18 protein-coding genes are annotated in these 20,990 nt (G+C 36.6%); 10 read left to right on the top strand and 8 right to left on the bottom strand.

Annotated features, from left to right (window positions below):
* The first annotated feature begins 4 nt into the window (after positions 1-4).
* From C9J31_RS20430 to C9J31_RS20415, 4 genes are all read left to right on the top strand, one after another.
* Positions 5-1,756, top strand: a complete 1,752-nt coding sequence (locus C9J31_RS20430; protein WP_107950041.1) for a methyl-accepting chemotaxis protein — start codon at positions 5-7, stop codon at positions 1,754-1,756.
* Entirely contained in the window at positions 1,743-2,498 is a 756-nt protein-coding gene (locus C9J31_RS20425) for an SDR family NAD(P)-dependent oxidoreductase (RefSeq protein ID WP_235616291.1), read from the top strand. Before C9J31_RS20430 ends, C9J31_RS20425 begins: the two co-directional genes overlap by 14 nt.
* Positions 2,499-2,521: 23 nt before the next feature.
* The gene (locus C9J31_RS20420; protein WP_107950043.1) at positions 2,522-4,018 is read left to right on the top strand and encodes a sodium:solute symporter family protein; all 1,497 of its coding nucleotides are present in this window, start codon (positions 2,522-2,524) and stop codon (positions 4,016-4,018) included.
* 192 nt (positions 4,019-4,210) lie between these two features.
* Positions 4,211-4,900, top strand: a complete 690-nt coding sequence (locus C9J31_RS20415; RefSeq protein WP_107950045.1) for a hypothetical protein — start codon at positions 4,211-4,213, stop codon at positions 4,898-4,900.
* 282 nt (positions 4,901-5,182) lie between these two features.
* Here the strand turns inward: C9J31_RS20415 and C9J31_RS20410 are convergent, their stop codons facing one another.
* The 4 genes from C9J31_RS20410 to C9J31_RS20400 form a co-directional block, all read right to left on the bottom strand.
* Positions 5,183-6,877, bottom strand: coding sequence for a methyl-accepting chemotaxis protein (locus C9J31_RS20410; RefSeq protein ID WP_107950047.1), 1,695 nt, complete (start codon positions 6,875-6,877; stop codon positions 5,183-5,185).
* A gap of 391 nt (positions 6,878-7,268) precedes the next feature.
* Entirely contained in the window at positions 7,269-8,279 is a 1,011-nt protein-coding gene (locus tag C9J31_RS20405) for a trypsin-like peptidase domain-containing protein (protein WP_342345595.1), read from the bottom strand.
* 138 nt (positions 8,280-8,417) lie between these two features.
* On the bottom strand, positions 8,418-8,684 hold the full coding sequence (locus tag C9J31_RS23860) for a hypothetical protein (protein ID WP_238602117.1): 267 nt from the start codon (positions 8,682-8,684) through the stop codon (positions 8,418-8,420).
* 180 nt (positions 8,685-8,864) lie between these two features.
* Positions 8,865-9,860 (bottom strand): M23 family metallopeptidase, encoded by a 996-nt coding sequence (locus tag C9J31_RS20400; protein ID WP_238602118.1) that lies wholly within the window; start codon positions 9,858-9,860, stop codon positions 8,865-8,867.
* A gap of 302 nt (positions 9,861-10,162) precedes the next feature.
* Between C9J31_RS20400 and C9J31_RS20395 the strand changes: the two genes are divergently transcribed.
* From C9J31_RS20395 to C9J31_RS20385, 3 genes are all read left to right on the top strand, one after another.
* A complete protein-coding gene (locus tag C9J31_RS20395) occupies positions 10,163-12,058 on the top strand; it encodes a PrkA family serine protein kinase (protein WP_107924745.1) in 1,896 nt (631 codons plus the stop codon).
* 321 nt (positions 12,059-12,379) lie between these two features.
* The gene (yhbH, locus tag C9J31_RS20390) at positions 12,380-13,537 is read left to right on the top strand and encodes a sporulation protein YhbH (protein WP_107950051.1); all 1,158 of its coding nucleotides are present in this window, start codon (positions 12,380-12,382) and stop codon (positions 13,535-13,537) included.
* Between the two features lie 55 nt (positions 13,538-13,592).
* The gene (locus C9J31_RS20385; protein ID WP_107924702.1) at positions 13,593-14,993 is read left to right on the top strand and encodes a SpoVR family protein; all 1,401 of its coding nucleotides are present in this window, start codon (positions 13,593-13,595) and stop codon (positions 14,991-14,993) included.
* A 199-nt stretch (positions 14,994-15,192) separates the two neighbouring features.
* Here C9J31_RS20385 and C9J31_RS20380 read toward each other — a convergent pair whose 3' ends face one another.
* Positions 15,193-15,498: a hypothetical protein gene (locus C9J31_RS20380; protein ID WP_235616289.1), complete on the bottom strand. Its 306-nt coding sequence runs from the start codon at positions 15,496-15,498 to the stop codon at positions 15,193-15,195.
* Between the two features lie 223 nt (positions 15,499-15,721).
* On the opposite strand from C9J31_RS20380, the gene C9J31_RS20375 reads away from it, so the two are divergent.
* Positions 15,722-16,600 (top strand): radical SAM/SPASM domain-containing protein, encoded by an 879-nt coding sequence (locus tag C9J31_RS20375; RefSeq protein ID WP_107950053.1) that lies wholly within the window; start codon positions 15,722-15,724, stop codon positions 16,598-16,600.
* Between the two features lie 100 nt (positions 16,601-16,700).
* Here the strand turns inward: C9J31_RS20375 and C9J31_RS20370 are convergent, their stop codons facing one another.
* Positions 16,701-17,087 carry a helix-turn-helix domain-containing protein gene (locus C9J31_RS20370; RefSeq protein WP_107924701.1) on the bottom strand — a complete coding sequence of 129 codons (387 nt, stop codon included), beginning with the start codon at positions 17,085-17,087 and terminating at the stop codon, positions 16,701-16,703.
* A 211-nt stretch (positions 17,088-17,298) separates the two neighbouring features.
* Between C9J31_RS20370 and C9J31_RS20365 the strand changes: the two genes are divergently transcribed.
* Positions 17,299-17,895 carry a restriction endonuclease subunit S domain-containing protein gene (locus C9J31_RS20365; RefSeq protein ID WP_107950055.1) on the top strand — a complete coding sequence of 199 codons (597 nt, stop codon included), beginning with the start codon at positions 17,299-17,301 and terminating at the stop codon, positions 17,893-17,895.
* 148 nt (positions 17,896-18,043) lie between these two features.
* Here the strand turns inward: C9J31_RS20365 and C9J31_RS20360 are convergent, their stop codons facing one another.
* Both C9J31_RS20360 and C9J31_RS20355 read right to left on the bottom strand, forming a co-directional pair.
* A complete protein-coding gene (locus tag C9J31_RS20360) occupies positions 18,044-19,711 on the bottom strand; it encodes a ribonuclease J (protein ID WP_107924744.1) in 1,668 nt (555 codons plus the stop codon).
* Positions 19,712-20,070: 359 nt separating this feature from the next.
* Entirely contained in the window at positions 20,071-20,565 is a 495-nt protein-coding gene (locus C9J31_RS20355; protein WP_107950057.1) for a L,D-transpeptidase family protein, read from the bottom strand.
* Between the two features lie 211 nt (positions 20,566-20,776).
* Here C9J31_RS20355 and C9J31_RS20350 point away from each other — a divergent pair, with 211 nt between their 5' ends.
* Positions 20,777-20,935, top strand: coding sequence for a hypothetical protein (locus tag C9J31_RS20350; RefSeq protein WP_235616288.1), 159 nt, complete (start codon positions 20,777-20,779; stop codon positions 20,933-20,935).
* The last annotated feature ends 55 nt before the right edge of the window (positions 20,936-20,990 follow it).

Below are 20,990 nucleotides of genomic sequence, written 5' to 3'. Positions count from 1 at the left end.
AATCATGGGCTTTTTAAAAAATGCATCCTTAAAGAACAAACTGTTACTTACTGTTTCGATTATTGTATTAGTTCTCATTTCCATTATTACTACGCAAAGTATTACTGAATTAAACAACCGAATGAACGTTGATCTTGAACAAGAATTGACAAGCGTTGGCTTATTAACAGCCATGAATCTTGATAGTGATGACATTAAAGAATTATTATCAAAAAAAGGGGAAAATAATGCAGAATTCAAGAAAATTCAAGAGAAGTTAGACCTGATACAAGAACAGCAAGGTACTATGAGTTGGAGTTATATTTGGGATGTGCAAGATGAAGGTGGTGTTAATCCGATAGGTTATACATCGAATCTGAATGAGGTATATGAAGCAGGTGAAATCTTTAAAGATTTAGCGGATGAACATGTTGAAACAGCTAAACTAGCGATTGAAAATAATCAGACAGAAGTAACAGATATTTTCGAGGATCCTTTTGGCTCATGGAGAACTGTTTTTAGTCCTATTAAAGATGATAGTGGCAATTTGATTGCATTACTTGGGATTGATTATTCTGCAGATTATATTAATACAATTATTAAATCAAGTGTTATTAAACAAATTGCTATAGCGGCAATTGGACTTGTTATTTTATTAATTTTACTTTACATAATTATTGATCGACTACTAAAACCTTTGAAGAAAGTAGTAAATGTTGCAAACCAAGTAGCCAATGGTGAATTGAAAGATGTGGATTTAGAAATTACAAAAGATGAAATTGGTAATCTATCTCAATCAATTAAAACAATGGTTACAAATTTACAACATATCATTCTGAATATAAGAAATACATCAGATCATGTTTCTTCTGCAGCCAATCAACTGACTGTCAATGCAGGTGAAACGTTAAATAGTTCAACTAATATCGCTAAAGATATGAGCGAGATAACGCTAAATGCCGAAGCGTCTATGGTTATGACGGAAGAAACCGCTGCTGCAATGGAAGAAACCGCAACAGGTATTCAGCAAATTGCTGATTCAGCAAATACTGCTGCCGAATCGTCTATTGCAGCTTCCCTTGCTTCAGAACGTGGCGATCATGTTGTTCAGCAAGTGATTGCGCAAATGCAATTAATTAATAATTCAGTTGAACAAATTGGTACGACTATAAACGGCTTACATGTCAATACGAAAAAGATTAGTGATATTGTGAGTATTATTACGGCAATAGCAGATCAAACGAACTTGCTAGCACTCAATGCAGCTATTGAAGCAGCAAGAGCTGGAGAGCATGGCAAAGGCTTCGCAGTAGTTGCAGATGAAGTAAGACGATTAGCTGAACAATCATCACAATCGGCAACGGAGATTTACAATCTGATTAGTACCATTCAATCAGATTCGAACGCATCTATTACGGTGATGGAAAAAGGAAAAGCAGATGTTAAAGTCGGTATGGAATTCACAAATGAAGTAGGGAAGATATTTAATGAAATTCTTACTTCAGCAGAAGAAGTTGCAAACCAGATACGAGAAATCTCTGCAGCATCTCAACAAATCTCTGCATCCTCAGAGGAAGTTTCGGCATCTGTCAATAACATTAAGCAATCGGCAGAACAATCATCAGAGTTCTCGTCAAATGTATCGAAAGCCACACAAGAACAATTGGCAACAATGCAAGATGTTAAAGAAGCATCTACTTCTTTAGGACAGACTGCACAAGAATTGCAGGCACTGGTAGCCAAATTTAAATTGGAGAATGATCATGATGGAAATTAATTTCAAAGGAAAAAATGTGCTAATTACCGGTTCCAGCAAAGGCATAGGGAAAGCCATTGCCTTAGCATTTGCGAAGCAAGGAGCCAATGTATTGATTAACTATATCGGTGATGATAATGAGGCTGAAGCAGTCCGTATGCAGGCGGAAAAATATGGTGTTCATGCATTAAAGTACACTGCGGATGTCTCTAATTCTCAGCAGGTACAAGATATGTTCCTTTACATGGACAATCACCTAGGAGCTATTGATATTCTCGTCAATAATGCAGGGTTTGCACAGTCTTCTAGTATCACAGATTTAACAGATGAACAATGGGACAGAATGATTAAAGTTCATCTATATGGATGTTTTTACAATTGCCGAGAAGCCGCAAAAAGAATGAAAGAACGCAACAACGGAAAAATTATTAATATTTCCTCGGATATTGGTAGTTTAGGCTGTGAAGAGTTTACGCATTATTCGGCAGCAAAAGGTGCTATCAATGCTTTCACAAAAGCTTTGGCAAGAGAGTTAGCACCCAATATATTGGTCAATGCAGTAGCTCCAAGTGGAACGCTGACTGACATTCTACAAGAATTTGGTGAAAATTATATTGAAGAAGAGTCTGCGAAATATCCATTAAAGCGATTGGCACATCCGGAGGAAATTGCAAAAAGTGTATTGTTCTTAGCCTCTGATCATGCTGAATTTTATACAGGTCAAGTACTCACACCTAATGGTGGAGTCGTGATGAATGGATAATGTAATAACTGAGGAGCAATAAAATGTTAAATATAATCGTCTTTAGCTTGTACTTAATTTTTATTTATTATATTGGATATAAAGGCTACAAACGTGTAAAAACAGCAGAAGATTTGATAGTGGCCGGTTGGAGTATGCCACTATCGGTGGTCACAGGAAGTTTAATTGCTGCATTATTAGCAGCCCCATTCTTTTTTGCCGCTGTAGGTTCGGGGTATACAAGTGGTGGCTTTGAAGGTTCTGCAACAATGGGTGGCTTAGGAACTTGTATGATTCTAGGGGCGTTGATTTGGACAAAACCACTGAGAAGATTAAAGGGCTGGACTTTAGCGGACTACTACGGTTTAAGATATGGTAGTAAAAAGTTAGGTGCATACACCGGAATCGTCATGGCAATTGCATTTGGTGTTTTTAATGCTGCTGCCTTAACTGTTGGCGGAACATACATTATACAGCAACTATTGCAAATTGAATTTCTTCCGGCAGCACTGCTATTTGTTTCCTTAACGGCTCTTTATTCAGTAATTGGTGGTTTATGGGCCGTAGCATATACTGAAATTGTACAAGGGGCACTTGCAGTAGCCGGCATTTTAGGGATTACTATCTTTATTCTATTCTATTATCCTGACGTTACATTTAACCCAGAGTGGTGGAATATCAGTGAGTTATTCAATAAGGCTGGTGCAGAATTTTGGACACTTTATCTTGTACTTGCACTTGGTGACATTCCAGCAGTGGACTTAGGACAAAGGGTTGCAGCTGCCAAAAGTCCAAGGGTAGCACAGCGTAGTATGATTATTGCAGGTTCAGTCATCATTGCGATTAGCTGGATACCAGGTATGTTAGGTGAAGCTTTCAAAACGATTTACCCTAATAGTACAAATCCAGAAACGCTAATGCTTACTTTTGCCCAAGGGTACTTCCCACCGTTATTGGCGGCTATCTTTTTAACTGCCATGGCAGCGATGGGGATGTCTACTGTAGCAGCATGTTATGTTGCAACTTCTGGTATTGTGACAAAGAATATCTACCTAGATTTCATTAATCGTAATCCTGACCCTAAAAACCTATTAAGATTTTCGAGGTTAGTGATTCTATGTAGTGCTTTACTCGGTTTAGTACTAGCGATTAGCTTTCAAAAAGTCATTGATTTAGCTTATTTAGCATGGGATGTTATATTTGTAACGATTTTCTGGCCAATCGTTTTAGGACCGTTTTGGAAACGTGTAAGCACGCCAGCAGTATGGGCTAGTATCTCAGTAGGACTAGTCTATTATATAATTACGACACTAACGTTTGTGCCTGGGTTTAATGTACAATCAGAAGGTTTCCTAGGTTTATTAAGTGAGTTATGGTTAGCACCTGTTTTCTCTGGTGTAGTTATATCAGGTATAACAATTATTGTTGTGAGCCTTCTTATCCCTCCTACACAACATGTGCTTGATATGCATAAAATTGAAAAAGATAAAACGTTAGATGATGTGGGGAGTAAAGATGAACTAATGGAACAATCAAATTAATTGACGATAGTCTATTAGGACACACTGATAATTTATGTAACGCAACAACATTGCAGTATGTGATGTTGTTGTGTTGTTTTATTTTATCCTTTAATCTCCAGATAAATTAAGCATGAAAAGTGTTTCTCTTGAATAAGATTTCTAGTAAATAGATATTTTCCTATCTATTATTTTTCTGAAGGTGGGATTTTTGTGAAAACCTTTTTTCTACTGTTATTAGGTATTATCTATTTGATGCTAGCAAATGCAATGGAAGTAGCTATAGTAAGAGGTATATATTTTTATATTGGATTAGGATTATTGACGGTAGGGATTTTCCGTTATGTTAAGGGGAAATACAGATCTTTCAGCAGAAACGCAGCATTGAAAAGACAAAGCGAAGAGGAACTAATGAATATTCCACATACCCAATGTACAATTTCTAGTGACTGCTTACATGCATTGTTATTAAATGAACCGACTAATACGCTGTTGCTTGCTAATAGAGCAGATTGGGAAGCTGAAGTGACAAAGAAAGAAATACAGTTTCAAAAAATATACGAAGTATCTATAGTAGAAGATGACAATATTATAATTGCTAGTACTAGAAATGGTTTGTTAAGCGGATCATTAATCGATGGAGAGCAAGACCCTTTACCAGATGCTAATGATTTACAAGAAGAAACAGATGATACAGTATCACAAATAGCTTTAAAAATAGTCGTTGATAATTTATCTACACCCATCTTAGAATATGTATTTATGGCAAATAACAAACCGATTTCCAGAGAAGAGGACGCATATAGTGAAGCATTAGAGTTATGTGAGCAATGGTATCGAAAGATAAGTATCATTATTAAGCGATATGAACTTGAGAGAGTCCCAATTCGAAATTGGCATTGACTATTATTGCGTGAAAAAATAAAACGAGGCTGGGACAAAACTTTAAATTTTAACAAAGAGAAGCAAAGGTATTATTAAATTTTTACTATCTAAAATGAAGAAAAATTTAGACGTTCTTCCTTTTGGCATAAATAAAATTTAGAAGAGAGCACTAGTTGATGGTATCGAAGGCCACGCCCCTGGAAAGCGTCCGCCGTAGTGGACATCAACGTTTACAGCAAAAAAGTGTTAGATCGACATCAGTCAATCTAACACTTTTTCTCTTTTGACCCAGCCTCGTTTCTAAATTTTAAACTTCTGTAGTTGTATGTTTAGCTCTTCAGCCATATCAGCCAGTTGGTTTGCACTTTTTGAAATTTCATCCATGGTAGCTGCTGTTTGTTCTACGGTAGCTGTTGTTTCTTCCACACCAGCAGCAGATTCCTGTGAAATAGAGGCCATTTCATCAATAGAAACATTTATGGATTCGGAATTTTGCACAACTTCGTTTAGATTGCCTGAAATGACAGTAATGTTATTAATCATCTCTGTCACAGCATCAGAAATATGATCGAATGTTTCGTTTGTTTGATTCAGTTGGGAGGTTCCTTTTTTTACTTCCTCGTAGCCTAATTGCAGAGAATTTGTCACATTACTTGTTTCACTCTGGATACGATTGACGATTGTTGATATATCCGTTACAGAGAACTGCACCTGTTCTGCTAGCTTACGCACTTCATCGGCTACAACGGCAAAGCCTTTTCCGTGTTCTCCTGCACGTGCTGCTTCAATTGCCGCGTTTAGTGCAAGTAAATTTGTTTGGTTTGAGATCTCATCAATGACTGAAATAAGCTTTGAAATTTCAGCAGATTGCTCATTTAAGCCTTCTACCTTCTTCACTGAATCTAATACAATCTCATTAATCGTAGCCATTTGCTGTGTTGAACGTACCATTAAGTCCTTACCTGTTGTTGTTAAACTTTGTACTTGACCTGAATGCTCTTTTAATTCCATGCCTTCTTGTGTTGTATCCTGAATGCGGCGTCGGAAAGTTGTCATTGTTTCTGCTAAATCGCTAGCAGTCGATGCTTGTGTCTCTGTCCCTGTAGCTAGCTCTTGCATTGTAACGCTAATTTGCTCTGTCCCTGTTTGCACTTCATTTGAAGATTGAGCTAGCTCTTCACTACTAGCTGCTACATTTTCTGAGACAGCATGAATCGTGCTAATCGTTTGGTTTAGTTGCTCACTCATGTCATTTGCCGAAAGCATTAATTGGCCAATTTCATCTCGATGAGTAATTGGCAGTGGTTCGTTTCGGAGGTTTCCGTCAGCTAATTCTTTCATGCGTTGTGAGACGATTTTTATAGGTTTTGAAATTTGGCTTGCTGTACTAATGGCTATTAGGATTCCTACTATTGTCAATAGTATACTGACAATTACGCCAATTGTTTTATTGTTTGAGCTTGTCGAGACAACTTCATTGCCGATGGCTGTAATATCCTCAGCGCGTTTAGTTGATAATCCTTCATAGCCTTTTCGTACTTCAGTTACAAGATTATTAATAGCAGTTAAATTATCTAATGCTAATTGTTTATTGCCACTTTTATAGACATCAAATACTTCACTATTTACTCGATTGCTCCATTCGCGTGACATTTCTACAATTTTTGCACGCTCAGTGCTATTGTCGTACTGTTCAACAATGCTGTTGTTCTCTTCAGCAATTTGACGATACTCATTAAAAGTATCTATGTATTGTTCCTCTCCTGTTACAACATAGCTTAAAGCCGCAGATAGTCGAACGCTTGTAGACATGGCTAAATTTTTACTGGCAGTTAATACAGCTAGATCTTCTTCAACAAGTCCCTTAGCTTGTTGTTCCATCTTAGTATTAGAAATATAGGTATAGGCTGTAAAACAAATAACTAAACCTAGCAAGACGATAAATGCACTTAAAATACGAGCTTTAAGTGTTTTAAATTGAAATAAACCTTTCATTTTTCCCATCCTTTAATTGACCCATAAATGAGCAGCCCTCTAATGTTAATTGTTATAGTACAATTATTATTTTATATCTATTTTAAAAGAAAAATAAGACTTTTTTATCGGAATTTTAAAAATAGTTTTATTAGTATAAGGCTGTAGAAAGTTAAGGCCGCTAACCTCCACCATCTAGTTAAATGTATGTACGTATATTTTAATTTTAATTTTCAAAAAGAAACGAATGTGAAATTTATCACTTCCAATTGTAGATGAATGGACAGGATTTAATGACTACTTTCTCAATAAAAATGCTGTCCAAAGTTTATTGGACAGCACCTCTAGTGATAGAAAGGGAAAAAAATATATTTAGTTGTTGCATAAGCTACGACTGCTATAGCACTATAAGTTAGTTCGAATGTTCAATGAAGTTTTGTGCAAATTCATATATTTTATCGGCAGGTACTGCTAGATTTAGGTTTTGCCCTTTATCAAAACCGCCAGTTATTAGACCTACTAGTCTTCCGAACATATCTAACAGTGCACCACCAGAGCTACCATTGGAAATAGGGGCAGTAAATTGTATCATCGGAATATTATCAATGTCTCTGAATCCTGATACGATGCCATCGGAAAAGGAATTAAATAACCCTAATGGACTTCCTATAGCAACAATCTTTTGACCTCTAACTAAATTGTCATCAGTTTTTAGCGTGAGTGGTGCGCAGTTTTTATCCACTTTAATAATTGCCAAGTCATACAGCTGATGATACTTAATGAATTTATCTGTAAGATATTCTTGCGTATCGTTTTCATATATAACCGAGTAGTAATGCCCTCCTCCAACTACATGTAGATTCGTTAAAATATAACCACTACTATGGATAATAACGCCTGAACCACCGCACATAATTTTATTTTCTTCATCGTACACTTTGATCATGACAACGGCGTTCGATAGCCCCGCTAACTGCTCATAGCTTAATTCGCCAGCATTAACCGGACTTTGCTTTCGGTTGGCAGTATTAGACGGCGGGGATTGAAAGATCATATGTGGTTTGGAAGGCGATATGGCTTGCTCTTTTTCTGTTGCAGCTATAAATTCAGGAATGCTGACTTCAGCTGAATATAAGGTTGTGCATTTATATAATGTTGAGTATGTGGCTATGTCAGGAAACAAATTGGCAATGTCCTCTTTCGGGTTCATATAGCATATATCACAGCCAAGACTAGATAAGAAATACAAAAATAAAAATTCATGATGTTTAATATCTCCGATAAAAATAACTTTTGGAGACATATTGATAGGCTTAAAAAGCTTTGGTAAATAGATTTCTATCCAGTGTAAAAATTTCACGACAAAATTTTTTAATAATGTCGCATTTGAATTAGGGTAGGTTTTTGTATATATTTCAAGGATTTTAATAAAGTTGATTTTTTTAGTCCATTCAAGAGTATCGTTATCTAATTGACAGCAAAGAGGTGTTTGATAGAGTGAATAAGCATCAATAATCGGATTATCGACGATCGTCTGCCAATGATGCCAAACAGTTGATAATCAATTAATATCATTTTTATCTGTTATTGCTTCGAGTCCATTCAAACGTAAGTAGTTTGTAGTTGATATGCTTGAAGTAAAATATTGGTCTATGCTAATGATATTTTCAACGTAATGTTCGATGGTATTCGGAAGGCCAATATATCTTACGAAAAGAATTTCTTTGCTAACAGAATCAAGATTATTTTTATTGATGAGCATAAAATCTTCGAGAGGATTTTGTGTTTGTTTAAGTTGGATTTTTAAAGGTTTTGTTTTCACTATCATATCCATTCTCCAGTTAAAATTATTTATTTATTACAAGTATAGAGAAATTTCAAATCGTTGCATAGTTAAATTTTTACATTTTAGTTGTTGATAAACAATCCATGATTTTTTATGTAAATAGAAAAGGCTATTCAATAAGCAGAACATGCTTATTGAACAACCTTAAAAAAGTTTTCCTTATTACTTTGCTTTTTTTGCTTGTCGTTCCCATTGAAGTAATGAAGGATATGGATCAAATGCCCATTCCGTGCGTCCGTTAAACTTGTAAATGCCATAATGAAGATGTGGTGGGAATTTTCCGGATGTCCCTTCTTTGCCGTAGCCGGAGCTTCCAACATAACCGACAACTGTTCCAGGCTTTACAATGTCTCCAATCTCAATATCCTTATGAAAGCTACCTAGGTGGGCATAATAATGATATGAATTATGATTATCCCGAATGCCAATTCGCCAGCCACCAAATTGATTCCAGCCTTTTACTTCGACTACACCATAGGAAGTAGATAGCACAGGCGTACCATAGCCGGCAAAAATATCGGTTCCTTCATGTATTCGTCGTCCGCCCCAGCCTCTATTATCGCCCCAAGTTCCTCTAAAGCTGTAATTGTTACGGACAGGGATTGGGAAGGTATGTGCATCAAGGTCTGTTGTTTTAAAATGCCTATACAAGGTGGATATTGTTGTGATTTGATTGACGGCTTCTTCACTTCTGTAGTATTCCCATAACGCTAATTTAAAATCTTCATCCGTCGAACCAAACTTACTTAAATAGCTGGCCATGGAAAATATTACATCCTCATCATCTTTCGGACTTGCAATACCATCACCATCGCCATCAAGCCCCATCCCTCCGAAATAACTAATGGTTTCGGGGGTTGTATCTTCCTTTACAGGATTCAATGCACCTGACCAATATTCGTCAGAAAATTGAATAGCAATATAACTTTCACGCTTTGGTATGTCTGAGCGGACCGACTGTAAATTTCGTTCGTATTGGTCGATGGCAGCTAAGAAGTGCCATGGAATCAATAATTCATCAAATTGTACATAATAAGACATTCGTTGTTGTAAAATCTCCTCTTTAGAGTGCTCTTCATTTGCAAATGTAACAATAGGTAGAGTAAAACTCCATATGAACAACAATGTTAAAAGGAAAATAACATGACGACGACTCAATAAATGAACCTCCTTTCTACAGTTAGAATAACCGAATTTAACTATTTCATAAGTATAGTTTGTCCAACGAAGTACGATCATCTAGTGATTCACTTGTTACAACAGTTTGAAGGCAAACTAAAAAGCAAGGTGGATTTTTTAGCAGAAGTGTTCTTGGAACTAACCTAGGTATGGAGTGTAGTTTGGCTATCATTCAAACACTATGCATCGGATTATTTAAAGAATGCAAAAAAGTAATGGGTATCATAATGTCTCTTATTTCATACTATGTTATAAATCAAGCCCTGAATGGAGGGAAGGCTATCAACATTTTAAACAAAGTGATGAGCTATCGCGAAGAAGAAAATCGACTGAAGTGGGAAGGTACATTTGCAGATTATTTAAGCATTATTAAGGAAAGACCTGAAGTTGCTCAAACTGCCCATTCACGCGTCTACAATATGATCAAAAGTGCAGGTTTAGAGGAACGCGACGGGCAAAAGATGTATCAGTTTTTTGGTCAAGAAATTTTTGGGCTTGAAACAGCAATTGAAAGATTGGTGGAGGAGTATTTCCATCCTGCAGCACGAAGATTGGATGTAAGGAAACGAATTTTGCTACTAATGGGGCCAGTAAGTGGTGGTAAATCAACGATTGTAACCTTGCTGAAACGTGGACTTGAGCAATATTCGCGAACGGATGAGGGAGCGGTCTTTGCAATTAAGGGATGTCCAATGCATGAAGACCCTTTACATTTGATTCCTCATCATTTACGCAAAGATTTTTATGAGGAGTATGGTATACGGATAGAGGGTAGTTTATCGCCTTTAAATACGATGCGTCTTGAAAAGGAATACGATGGACGTATTGAGAATGTCATCATTGAGCGTATTACTTTTTCGGAAGACAAACGAGTAGGGATCGGAACTTTTACACCTTCTGATCCAAAATCGCAGGATATCGCGGATTTGACGGGCAGCATTGATTTCTCGACAATTGGTGTGTTTGGGTCAGAATCAGACCCCCGCGCTTATCGCTTTGATGGGGAACTGAACAAGGCCAATCGAGGAATGATGGAATTCCAAGAAATGCTGAAATTAGACGAGAAATTCTTATGGAATTTATTGTCACTAACTCAGGAAGGTAATTTTAAAGCGGGGAGATTTGCATTAATTAGTGCTGATGAGTTAATTGTGGCACATACAAACGAAACCGAATATCGTTCATTCATTTCTAATAAGAAGAACGAAGCATTACATTCTCGAATTATTGTCATGCCGATTCCTTATAATTTGAAAGTAAGCCAGGAAGAACTGATTTATGAAAAGATGATTAAGGAAAGCGATATAGCTCATGTTCATATTGCACCACATGCATTGAAGGCCGCAGCAATCTTTTCGGTCCTAACAAGACTGGAAGTTCCGAAAAAACAAGGTGTGGATCTTATTAAAAAAATGCGCTTGTACGACGGAGAAAATGTGGAGGGATTTAATTCCGTTGACTTAGAGGAGCTTAAAAAAGAGTTTCCAAACGAAGGCATGAACGGTATTGATCCACGGTATATTATTAATCGGATTTCTTCAGCCATTATTCGCAAAGAAATACCATCTATAAATGCGTTAGATGTTCTGCGTTCACTGAAGGATGGGTTGGATCAGCATGCTTCCATCTCGCAGGAAGACCGAGAGAAATACATGAATTATATTGCAGTTGCTAGAAGAGAGTACGATGACATTGCGAAAAATGAAGTGCAAAAAGCATTTGTTTATTCGTATGAAGAGTCTGCAAAAACATTAATGAATAATTACCTCGATAATGTTGAGGCATTTTGTAATAAAAACAAAATTTTTGATCGTTTGACTGGTGAAGAAATGAATCCTGACGAAAAATTGATGCGTTCAATTGAAGAACAAATCGGCATTTCGGAAAATGCGAAAAAGGCATTCCGTGAGGAAATTTTAATCCGTATATCTGCGTATGCGAGAAATGGCAAACGATTTGATTATAATTCTCATGAAAGATTACGAGAAGCGATTCAGAAGAAACTATTTGCAGACTTAAAAGATGTTGTGAAAATTACAACGTCTTCTAAAATGCCAGATGAATCGCAGTTGAAGAAAATTAATGAAGTTGTGGCAAGACTTGTTGACGAACATGGTTATAATACAACATCCGCAAATGAATTATTGCAATATGTAGGTAGTCTATTGAATCGATAAAGGCTGAATAGGAGTGTCCCATTTTTAGGGCACTCTTTTTATCTTCATTCATTTTTGAGGAAGCCAAATGAAGTAGCGGAGCATAGGCTAAACTTGCCGCGCCCTGAGTCTTTAGCGACCGGACCGACATCATGAGGGACTTCCTTCGAGCAGCTGAGCATCATTTGAAAAACAGACGCATTGTTTATGTGTGCGAAAATGAAGTGCCAGCAAAAATTTCAATAAGGTGTAATGTGTAATTGATTTTTAAAAAAAGTGCAATATAGCTGATTACAAGCATAGTATAGAAAAAGTAAATTTGATAGATGGGTGAGGATGAAAATGACTGAAAATCAGAATAAACGATATGTCATCTCTCAGGAAAATTGGTCCCTCCATCGTAAAGGGCACCAAGATCAACAACGGCATATGGAAAAAGTTAAAGATGCCATTAAAAATAATTTACCAGATTTAGTAAGCGAAGAAAGTATTGTGATGTCCAATGGCCGCGAGGTTATTAAAATACCTATACGTTCTCTGGATGAATATAAGATTCGATATAACTACGATAACTCGAAACATGTAGGCCAAGGACAAGGGGACAGTAATGTAGGTGATGTTGTCGCACGTGAACCAGGTAGAGGAAATCAAGGTAATGGCCAAGGCAAAGAAGCAGGTGATAAGCCTGGTAATGATTACTATGAGGCAGAGGTAACCATAGAAGAAATACAAAATGTGTTATTTAAAGAGTTAGAGCTACCAAATTTACAGCAAAAAGAAAAACAAGATATTAAAACCGAAAAAATTGAATTTAATGATATAAGAAAAAAAGGGCTTATGGGCAATGTCGATAAGAAGCGTACTATCCTAAATGCACTGAAACGGAATGCAATGCAGGGGAAAGCAGAAATTACGCCGATTCATAATGATGATTTGCGCTTTAAAACATGGGATGAGGTAGAAAAGCCAGAATCGAAGGCAGTAGTCCTAGCTATGATGGATACCAGTGGTTCGATGGGTTCCTTTGAAAAATATTGTGCCAGAAGCTTTTTCTTTTGGATGACGAGATTTTTACGCTCAAAGTATGGATCAGTGGAAATTGAATTTATTGCACACCATACGGAGGCCAAAGTGGTGACCGAGGAGGAGTTTTTTACTAAGGGAGAGAGTGGGGGAACTATTTGTTCATCTGCCTATATAAAAGCCCTAGAACTAATACAAGAAAAGTATAATCCTTCTCGCTACAATATTTACCCGGTACATTTTTCGGACGGTGAAAACATTTCGATGGATAATGAGAAGTGCTTGAAGTTAGTTGGAGAGCTAATGGATGTTTCAAGTATGTTTGGATACGGTGAAGTAAATCAACATAACCGTTTTTCTACACTAATGTATACTTACAAAAAAATCGAAGATGAGAAATTTAGGTATCATATTTTGAAAAAAAAGGGCGATGTCTATGATGCCCTAAAAAGTTTTTTCCAGAAAAGTGAGTCTTAATTTATAGATTAGTGATGGAGGGTACTGAGTATTATTCCAAAGGAGGGAGCGGAAAATGGAGAATGAGCTTCACCGAGCGATTGATGAAATAACAGAAATTGCGACAGGTTTCGGTTTAGATTTTTACCCGATGCGATACGAAATATGTCCAGCAGATATTATTTATACATTTGGCGCATATGGTATGCCTACACGTTTTTCGCATTGGAGCTTCGGGAAACAATTCCATAAAATGAAATTGCAATATGATTTAGGGTTAAGTCAAATTTATGAATTGGTCATTAACTCGGATCCATGCTATGCATTTTTACTTGATACAAATTCATTAACACAAAATAAGCTAATCATTGCCCATGTATTGGCCCACTGCGATTTTTTCAAAAATAATGTGCGCTTTTCCAACACAAGACGAGATATGGTCGAGAGCATGACAGCAACAGCTGAACGAATAGCAAGCTATGAAAGTGAGTACGGTAAGGAAGAGGTTGAACAGTTTTTAGATGCAGTGTTAGCTATTCAAGAGCATATCGATCCATCCATAGTACGACCTAAGCTGTTTAAGGATGATGAGGATGAGTACGAAGAAGAAATGATTACGTCAAAGTCACCATATGATGATCTTTGGAGCTTGGATGAAAAGGAAAAAGAGCATAGGCCGATTCGAAGAAAGATAAAGCCATTTCCGTCAAAACCAGAAAAAGATATATTGCTATTTATTGAGGAACATAGTCGAGAGCTGGAGGAGTGGCAGCGCGATATTTTAACAATGATGCGTGAGGAAATGCTGTACTTCTGGCCGCAATTAGAAACAAAAATAATGAATGAAGGCTGGGCATCTTATTGGCACCAACGAATTATGCGTGAGCTCAAGCTCACTACAACAGAAACGATTGAATATGCTAAATTAAATGCAGGCGTTGTGCAACCATCAAAAACGTCTATTAACCCTTACTATCTGGGACTGAAGATTTTTGAGGATATTGAACAACGCTATAATAATCCAACAGAAGAAATGACAAAGCTGGGTGTACTACCGAACTCTGGTCGTGAGAAAATGTTTGAGGTGCGAGAGATTGAATCGGATATTTCTTTTATTCGTAATTACTTAACGAAGGATTTAGCAAAACAAGAGGATCTTTATCTGTTCCAGAAAAAAGGCAATGAATACCGCATTACAGATAAAGACCATGAAATGGTGCGCGATCAGCTCGTATCCATACGAGTAAATGGTGGATTTCCATATATCGTCGTAAAAAATGGCGACTACTTACGGAATGGTGAATTATATTTGGTGCATGGCTACGAAGGGATGGAGCTTGATCCACACTATTTAGAGAATGTATTACCCTACATTTATCAACTATGGGGGCGCCCAGTACACTTGGAAACGTGTGTTGATGCGAAGCCTGTACTATATTCATATGATGGGACTAAAAATTATAAGCGTTCTGTATAATTGTAAAACTTCTATCGGTTGGAGAGATAAGTTAAATCCCGCAGATAGAAGTTTTACTAGTTAGATTCAATGGGGTGAACGCTTATTCTTTTTTCTTGGTGTTTCTTTTTAAATGATCTTGGTTTTCTTCTTGATTTTGATTGGAACTTGAATGTATGTCGCTATCGATTACTGAGCTATCACGTACTTTTATTCCTTGTTATCCACCGGTTTCGTCATTGTCATTACCTGCTATGCCACTTCTACCATTCCCATCAGCGAATTGAGAATTATGGTTTCTTGTTTGGCTACCGTTTAAAGCGTTTTGCCCACCTCGGTTGGCATTTGTCCCCACATCTTTATTAATCTGTCCACCACCCTCAGCTCTTTGTTCAAAATGGATATCCGTATTTCCAATATTAAACGTGAGATGAATCGTGATATTATCTTTTGCGTGATTTTTTGAATGTTCTCTTTCCGGTTCTTCTGATGAATTATTTCTCCTCGAGAAATCTTTATATCCCATCGTTTGCTTACTCCTTTCATCCAGGTATATTACTAACGTATTAACTTAACTTGAACTTACTTGTACGTGTAGCCTTGTACTGACATAGAAATATTTCAAAGTAAGTGTCATATTAAAACCTAGCCTACGAGAAATAAATGATGAATAACTGCTCGCTATCGTGAAAATTTGTTAAAATGAATAAGATTATTTGAATAACATAGAACTGGAACGGTGAAAAACGGTGAGAACATTTAAAAAGGTTTATATAGAAATTACGAGTGTCTGTAACTTAGCCTGTAGTTTCTGCCCGCCGACTGCACGTGCAAAAGGGCTGATTAAGGTAGAGCAATTTAATAAAATCCTTGATGAAATACGACCACATACTAAATATATTTACTTGCATGTCAAAGGGGAACCACTGTTGCATCCCCGCATTGATCAGTTATTAGATGCTGCACATGCCAAGGGCTTTAAGGTCAATATTACAACCAATGGGACATTGATTAAAAAGAATCGTGAAAAATTATTAGGAAAACCTGCGCTACGCCAAATCAATTTCTCATTACATAGCTTTGATGGTCATGAGGGCTCAGAGAATCGTGAGAAATATTTAGGTGACATATTAGATTTTGTTCGTGATGCAAAAGACTTTAATACCATCATTTCATATCGTCTCTGGAATTTACAAAAGGAACATGTAACGGATATTGCGGCGAGACGCAATCGTGAGACGTTGGAAATCTTAGAAAATGAATATGAACTTGATTATCGTATTGAGGAAGAGGTTCAACCGGGGAAAGGCGTGAAAATTGCCAACAATATTTATTTGAATCAGGATCATGAGTTTAGATGGCCTAGTCTACTTGCGCCTGAGGATGAGGGCAAAGGTTTTTGTCATGCATTACGTAGCCAAGCTGCGATTCTTGTGGATGGTACTGTTGTGCCGTGTTGCCTTGATGGAGAGGGTATTATCAATTTAGGTAATGTCAATCAGACATCATTTACAGATATCGTCGAGGGTGAACGTGCGACTAATATTGTTGATGGTTTTTCAAGACGAGAAGCGGTCGAAGAACTATGTAGAAAATGCGGCTATCGTCAAAAATTTGGCATGGAATAACTAACTCTATCGACATAAGCCGATACATCTCATGAGCAGTGTTGCCATAAAAAGCATTATGAATATTTATATAAAACGAAAAACAGCTCAAATGGAATTGTTATCCATTCGGGCTGTTTTTCTTTGATTGTGCATCGACAGTATCTAAAAAATCCTTTGTTATGCGTACAACATATTTTACTTCATCTAAATTACGCTCTCTTAGTAATGAGCGATGAATGTCGAGCATAAGATTTTTCTCTTCAATATCGGTAGCACCAGATAATTTTTGAAAATTAAAAAGTTCTTCAGGTGCAATATCTAATGCTTTCATAAGCATTTCTAATGTGCTTAATGTGATATTAGATTGACCATGCTCAATATTTGAGATTCGACCTTTACTAAAACCTAACTTCCCCGTTCTTTCTGCAACTTCTTCTTGACTAAGACCCTTAGATAATCTGATGATACGGAGTTGTTCGCCTACTAGCTTTAAAAAGTCTGACATATCATTCACCTCTATGTAAAAAGCTAGAGAAAAACATTTAAAATGCATATACCATTATATTTGTATAATAGAGAAAAAGTTTCATTAAAGTGGTACAATTGAGAGGGGGAATAATTTATCCGTGTGAGATTTAACAATTATACATAAAAATATGTAAAAAAATTCAAAAAATATGTTGTAGACTAGGCAAATAAAAGTGAGGGATACAAACATGATAAAACGTTATAGATTAAACGAAATAGTTTTAATTGTTGCCGGATTATCAGCACCAAATATGCATTATTTCTCAAATATAAAGCGTTTTAAGTATGTAAAAGTACCAGCTAAGACAATCATTCTTGCTAAAAATGGCATGAGTAGCACAGAAAAAAATATCTACCAATGTGAAACAGAAGTTTGCATTAAAAATGATATCGTAGCAATCATCCCAGATGAAAGCATCATTTTGAGTGATTACCTACTGTATTTTCTCAAATGGTACCAGTTAAGTAACGATTGGCAACATTTGTATTATGCAACCGTAGATCTCCCTGAAATTGAAGTGCAAACGGAAATCGTGCAGTTTTTAAATGCCCTGCAGCTTTTAATGAAAAATAAGGAAGCCTTAATAACAGCGGTAGAAGGTTTACCCCAGCATTTTAGCAATATTTCATTACAGGTAGAAAACCATACTAGCGACTTACATCGAGGATTTAATCAAGCTCAAAATTGTTATAATTCTTTGCTTCATAAAGTTTTTAAAGGTGATTTTTTTAAAGAAATCCAAGAAACACACTTTTCGATTGAAAGGCTGTGTGAAATGAAGTAACAAAAGATTTGTCGGTGCAAGAGGTGACAAGTAGCTCCTACACCGACTGTTTGTTTTAGCTATATTTGAGCGATAATAAACAAATACTCTTGCATGTGAAATGTCTTGTGGATCTTTATGCAAACGAAAAGCCTCTTCTTATCTCAAATCAGATTTCAATAATAATTGGCAATATCATTGGTTTTCGCTTCGTTTGAGAAAAGAGATATTGGCCCACTACTTTCTTAATTTCTTTTTTTAAGACGAATATTTGCTGTTTATTTTCTTCCTGCAATTCATTAACTGTTGTTTTTACGAGAACATCTACTTTGCTTAACAGTGTTTCCGAATCTTTTGCATAAACAAACCCACGTGAAATCTTGTCAGGTTCTGAAATAATCGTGCCATCTACCTTACTTAGCGTTAACACAATAACGAGCATTCCATCTTCAGACAGCTGTTTACGGTCACGTAATACAATACCTTCCACTTCACCTATACCAATGCCATCAACATAAGTATCACCGGATGGAATTTTGCGAGTTTGCCGAGCCTGTGCATTTTCTATATCAACGACATCCCCATTTTTCATGATAAAGGTATGACCTCTTTTGACGCCTACCGCTTCTGCTAACAACCGATGCTGGTGTAACATACGAAATTCCCCGTGAATGGGTATGAAAAATTTTGGCTTCATAAAGGTCAGCATTAACTTTAAATCTTCTTGATAACCATGTCCAGAAACATGCATCCCCGTATTACTAGCAGAACCATAAATTACCTTTGCTCCTAGCTGAAATAAATTATTGACAATACGTGATACGCCTTTCTCATTTCCAGGAATAGGAGAAGCGGCCAAAATAACCGTATCATCAGGTAACACTTTAACCTCGCGATGATTTCCGCTAGCTAAGCGAGAAAGCGCTGCTAAAGGTTCCCCTTGACTACCCGTACATAAAACAACCACTTCTTCTGGTGGGAGATACTTTACTTCGCGTGCATCGATTAGCATATTGTCTGGTATTGTTAAATATCCTCGTTGTAAAGCAACGTCTACCACATTCACCATACTACGCCCAAGCAAGGCTAATTTTCTGTTTGTGGAAATTGCTGCGTCGACAATCTGTTGAATACGATTTACGTTAGAGGCAAATGTAGAGATAATGACTTTACGTTCTGCATGTAAAAAAGCTTCTTCAATATGACCACCGACAAGTTTTTCTGATGGTGTTAATCCAGGTCGTTCGGCATTTGTACTTTCAGATATCAGAACAAGCACACCCTGTGTACCAATTTCGGCCATTTTATGAATATCTGCATATTGATTGTTCACAGGTGTTAGATCGAATTTGAAGTCGCCAGTGTGTACAACATTACCTCCAGGCGTATGAAAAACGATGCCTAAGCAATCAGGTATACTATGGTTCGTCCTGAAAAAACTAACATCAACTTGTCCGAAGTTTAACGTGGAATCGGAATGTATTTCTATTAAGTCTGTCTCTCGCAAAAGCTTATGTTCTTTTAGCTTTAGCTCAATTAATCCGAGTGTAAAACGAGTTGCATAAATAGGAACATTTAATTTTTTTAAGAGATAAGGAATGCCACCAATGTGATCCTCATGTCCATGTGTCACAATCAGTGCTTTTACCTTATCTTTATTTTCCTGCAAATAAGTAATGTCGGGAATAATCAAATCAATGCCCAATAAGCTCTCATCTGGAAACTTAGCACCACAGTCGATAATCACCATGTCATTTCCGTATTGTACAACATACATATTTTTACCGATTTCATTGATGCCTCCTAAGGCAAAAATGGATAATGTATTGTCTGTCATAGCCAATGTTATGTCCTCCTATTTTTAACTTACTACAATACTTTTTAGTATTGCTTCGGGTGATGTATCCTATACTTTTGATGCATAATCAAAGAAAAAAGAAAACAACTATGCTTATAAAAAAATTGCATAGTTGTTTCATGTGGTTGAAAACACTATAAAATTGATTGGAGTAATCGTGACCAATCAACGACCATTTAAAGCGTACAACATTTACGAAGATTCCTTAGACCATGTTGTTTCTTAACACTATATAAAGACTGTGGCTATAAAATAATTTGCATAGGCGTTTACTTTCGGTTTGATGATAATTATTCTGCCAATTCTAAGACAGACAAAGCATTTAGATGTAATGGATGTTATGGATGGATAGAAACTGCTGTACCAATAGGCACGATGCTAGCAAGCTCTTCTACATCATGATTATGCATACGTATACAGCCACGTGAAACGGCATGACCAATAGAACGAGGATCATTGGTACCATGAATACCATAGTGTTCTTTAGATAAACTCATCCACATTGATCCAAAAGGTCCACCTGGATTAGGTGCCTTATTAATAATAATAAAACTGCCTACAGGTGTATCATGTAACATTCTACCGACGGCAATAGGATATTGTTTTTGAAGAATTCCATCTTTGAATAATCGTAACCAACGATTCTCAGTGGAAATATCGATTTGATAAGGGATTGTATTTGGATCTGGAAAACCCGGTATGACAATTTGTTGTCCGATATAAAGAACATTTGGATTAATGCCTAGATTAGCCCCGATTATTGAAGACAAGGGTGTCCGATAATCTCTAGCAATTTGAGATAATGTTTCGCCTGCTTTGACTGTGTGAATCACTGTAATCACCTCCTGATTTTTAGTTGTTATAGTGTATTTTATGCATGTTAGAGAGAAAGTGCCGAAAGTGATTTTGCAAAGGATGAAATGAAGAAATAGCGGTTAAGTTAAGCGCAAAGAATATCTGATATTAGGGGAGCATGTCATCATGAGGGAATTTAAAATAACTTATTTTTTTGACGAAATGCATTATGTCCGGAGATTTATTCATATGGAATCGCAAGAAAAAGCTGAGCAATTAGTTCAAAGTGAGCGAGATCAATATATTTCATTTACAGATAGTAGAGGAATTTATCATGAACTGCATACAAGGCATGTCCGAGTCATTCAAATCTCGGAATACCATCGTGTAGATAAAAAGAAGCTTTAATCGGTAAGTCTTACGGAATAAAAGTAAAACGCTGTAGACACATAATATATTCACC

Origin of the sequence: Lysinibacillus parviboronicapiens (assembly GCF_003049605.2) — a bacterium.
GTDB classification, from domain to species: domain Bacteria; phylum Bacillota; class Bacilli; order Bacillales_A; family Planococcaceae; genus Lysinibacillus; species Lysinibacillus parviboronicapiens.
This window is presented reverse-complemented; position numbering and strand designations above follow the sequence as displayed.

Coding starts and splice junctions, on each gene's coding strand:
- C9J31_RS20430 (WP_107950041.1), top strand. CDS start 5: ATGGGCTTTTTAAAAAATGCATCCTTAAAGAACAAACTGTTACTTACT.
- C9J31_RS20425 (WP_235616291.1), top strand. CDS start 1,743: ATGATGGAAATTAATTTCAAAGGAAAAAATGTGCTAATTACCGGTTCC.
- C9J31_RS20420 (WP_107950043.1), top strand. CDS start 2,522: ATGTTAAATATAATCGTCTTTAGCTTGTACTTAATTTTTATTTATTAT.
- C9J31_RS20410 (WP_107950047.1), bottom strand. CDS start 6,877: ATGAAAGGTTTATTTCAATTTAAAACACTTAAAGCTCGTATTTTAAGT.
- C9J31_RS23860 (WP_238602117.1), bottom strand. CDS start 8,684: ATGATAGTGAAAACAAAACCTTTAAAAATCCAACTTAAACAAACACAA.
- yhbH (WP_107950051.1), top strand. CDS start 12,380: ATGACTGAAAATCAGAATAAACGATATGTCATCTCTCAGGAAAATTGG.
- C9J31_RS20385 (WP_107924702.1), top strand. CDS start 13,593: ATGGAGAATGAGCTTCACCGAGCGATTGATGAAATAACAGAAATTGCG.
- C9J31_RS20380 (WP_235616289.1), bottom strand. CDS start 15,498: ATGGGATATAAAGATTTCTCGAGGAGAAATAATTCATCAGAAGAACCG.
- C9J31_RS20370 (WP_107924701.1), bottom strand. CDS start 17,087: ATGTCAGACTTTTTAAAGCTAGTAGGCGAACAACTCCGTATCATCAGA.
- C9J31_RS20365 (WP_107950055.1), top strand. CDS start 17,299: ATGATAAAACGTTATAGATTAAACGAAATAGTTTTAATTGTTGCCGGA.
- C9J31_RS20360 (WP_107924744.1), bottom strand. CDS start 19,711: ATGACAGACAATACATTATCCATTTTTGCCTTAGGAGGCATCAATGAA.
- C9J31_RS20350 (WP_235616288.1), top strand. CDS start 20,777: ATGGAATCGCAAGAAAAAGCTGAGCAATTAGTTCAAAGTGAGCGAGAT.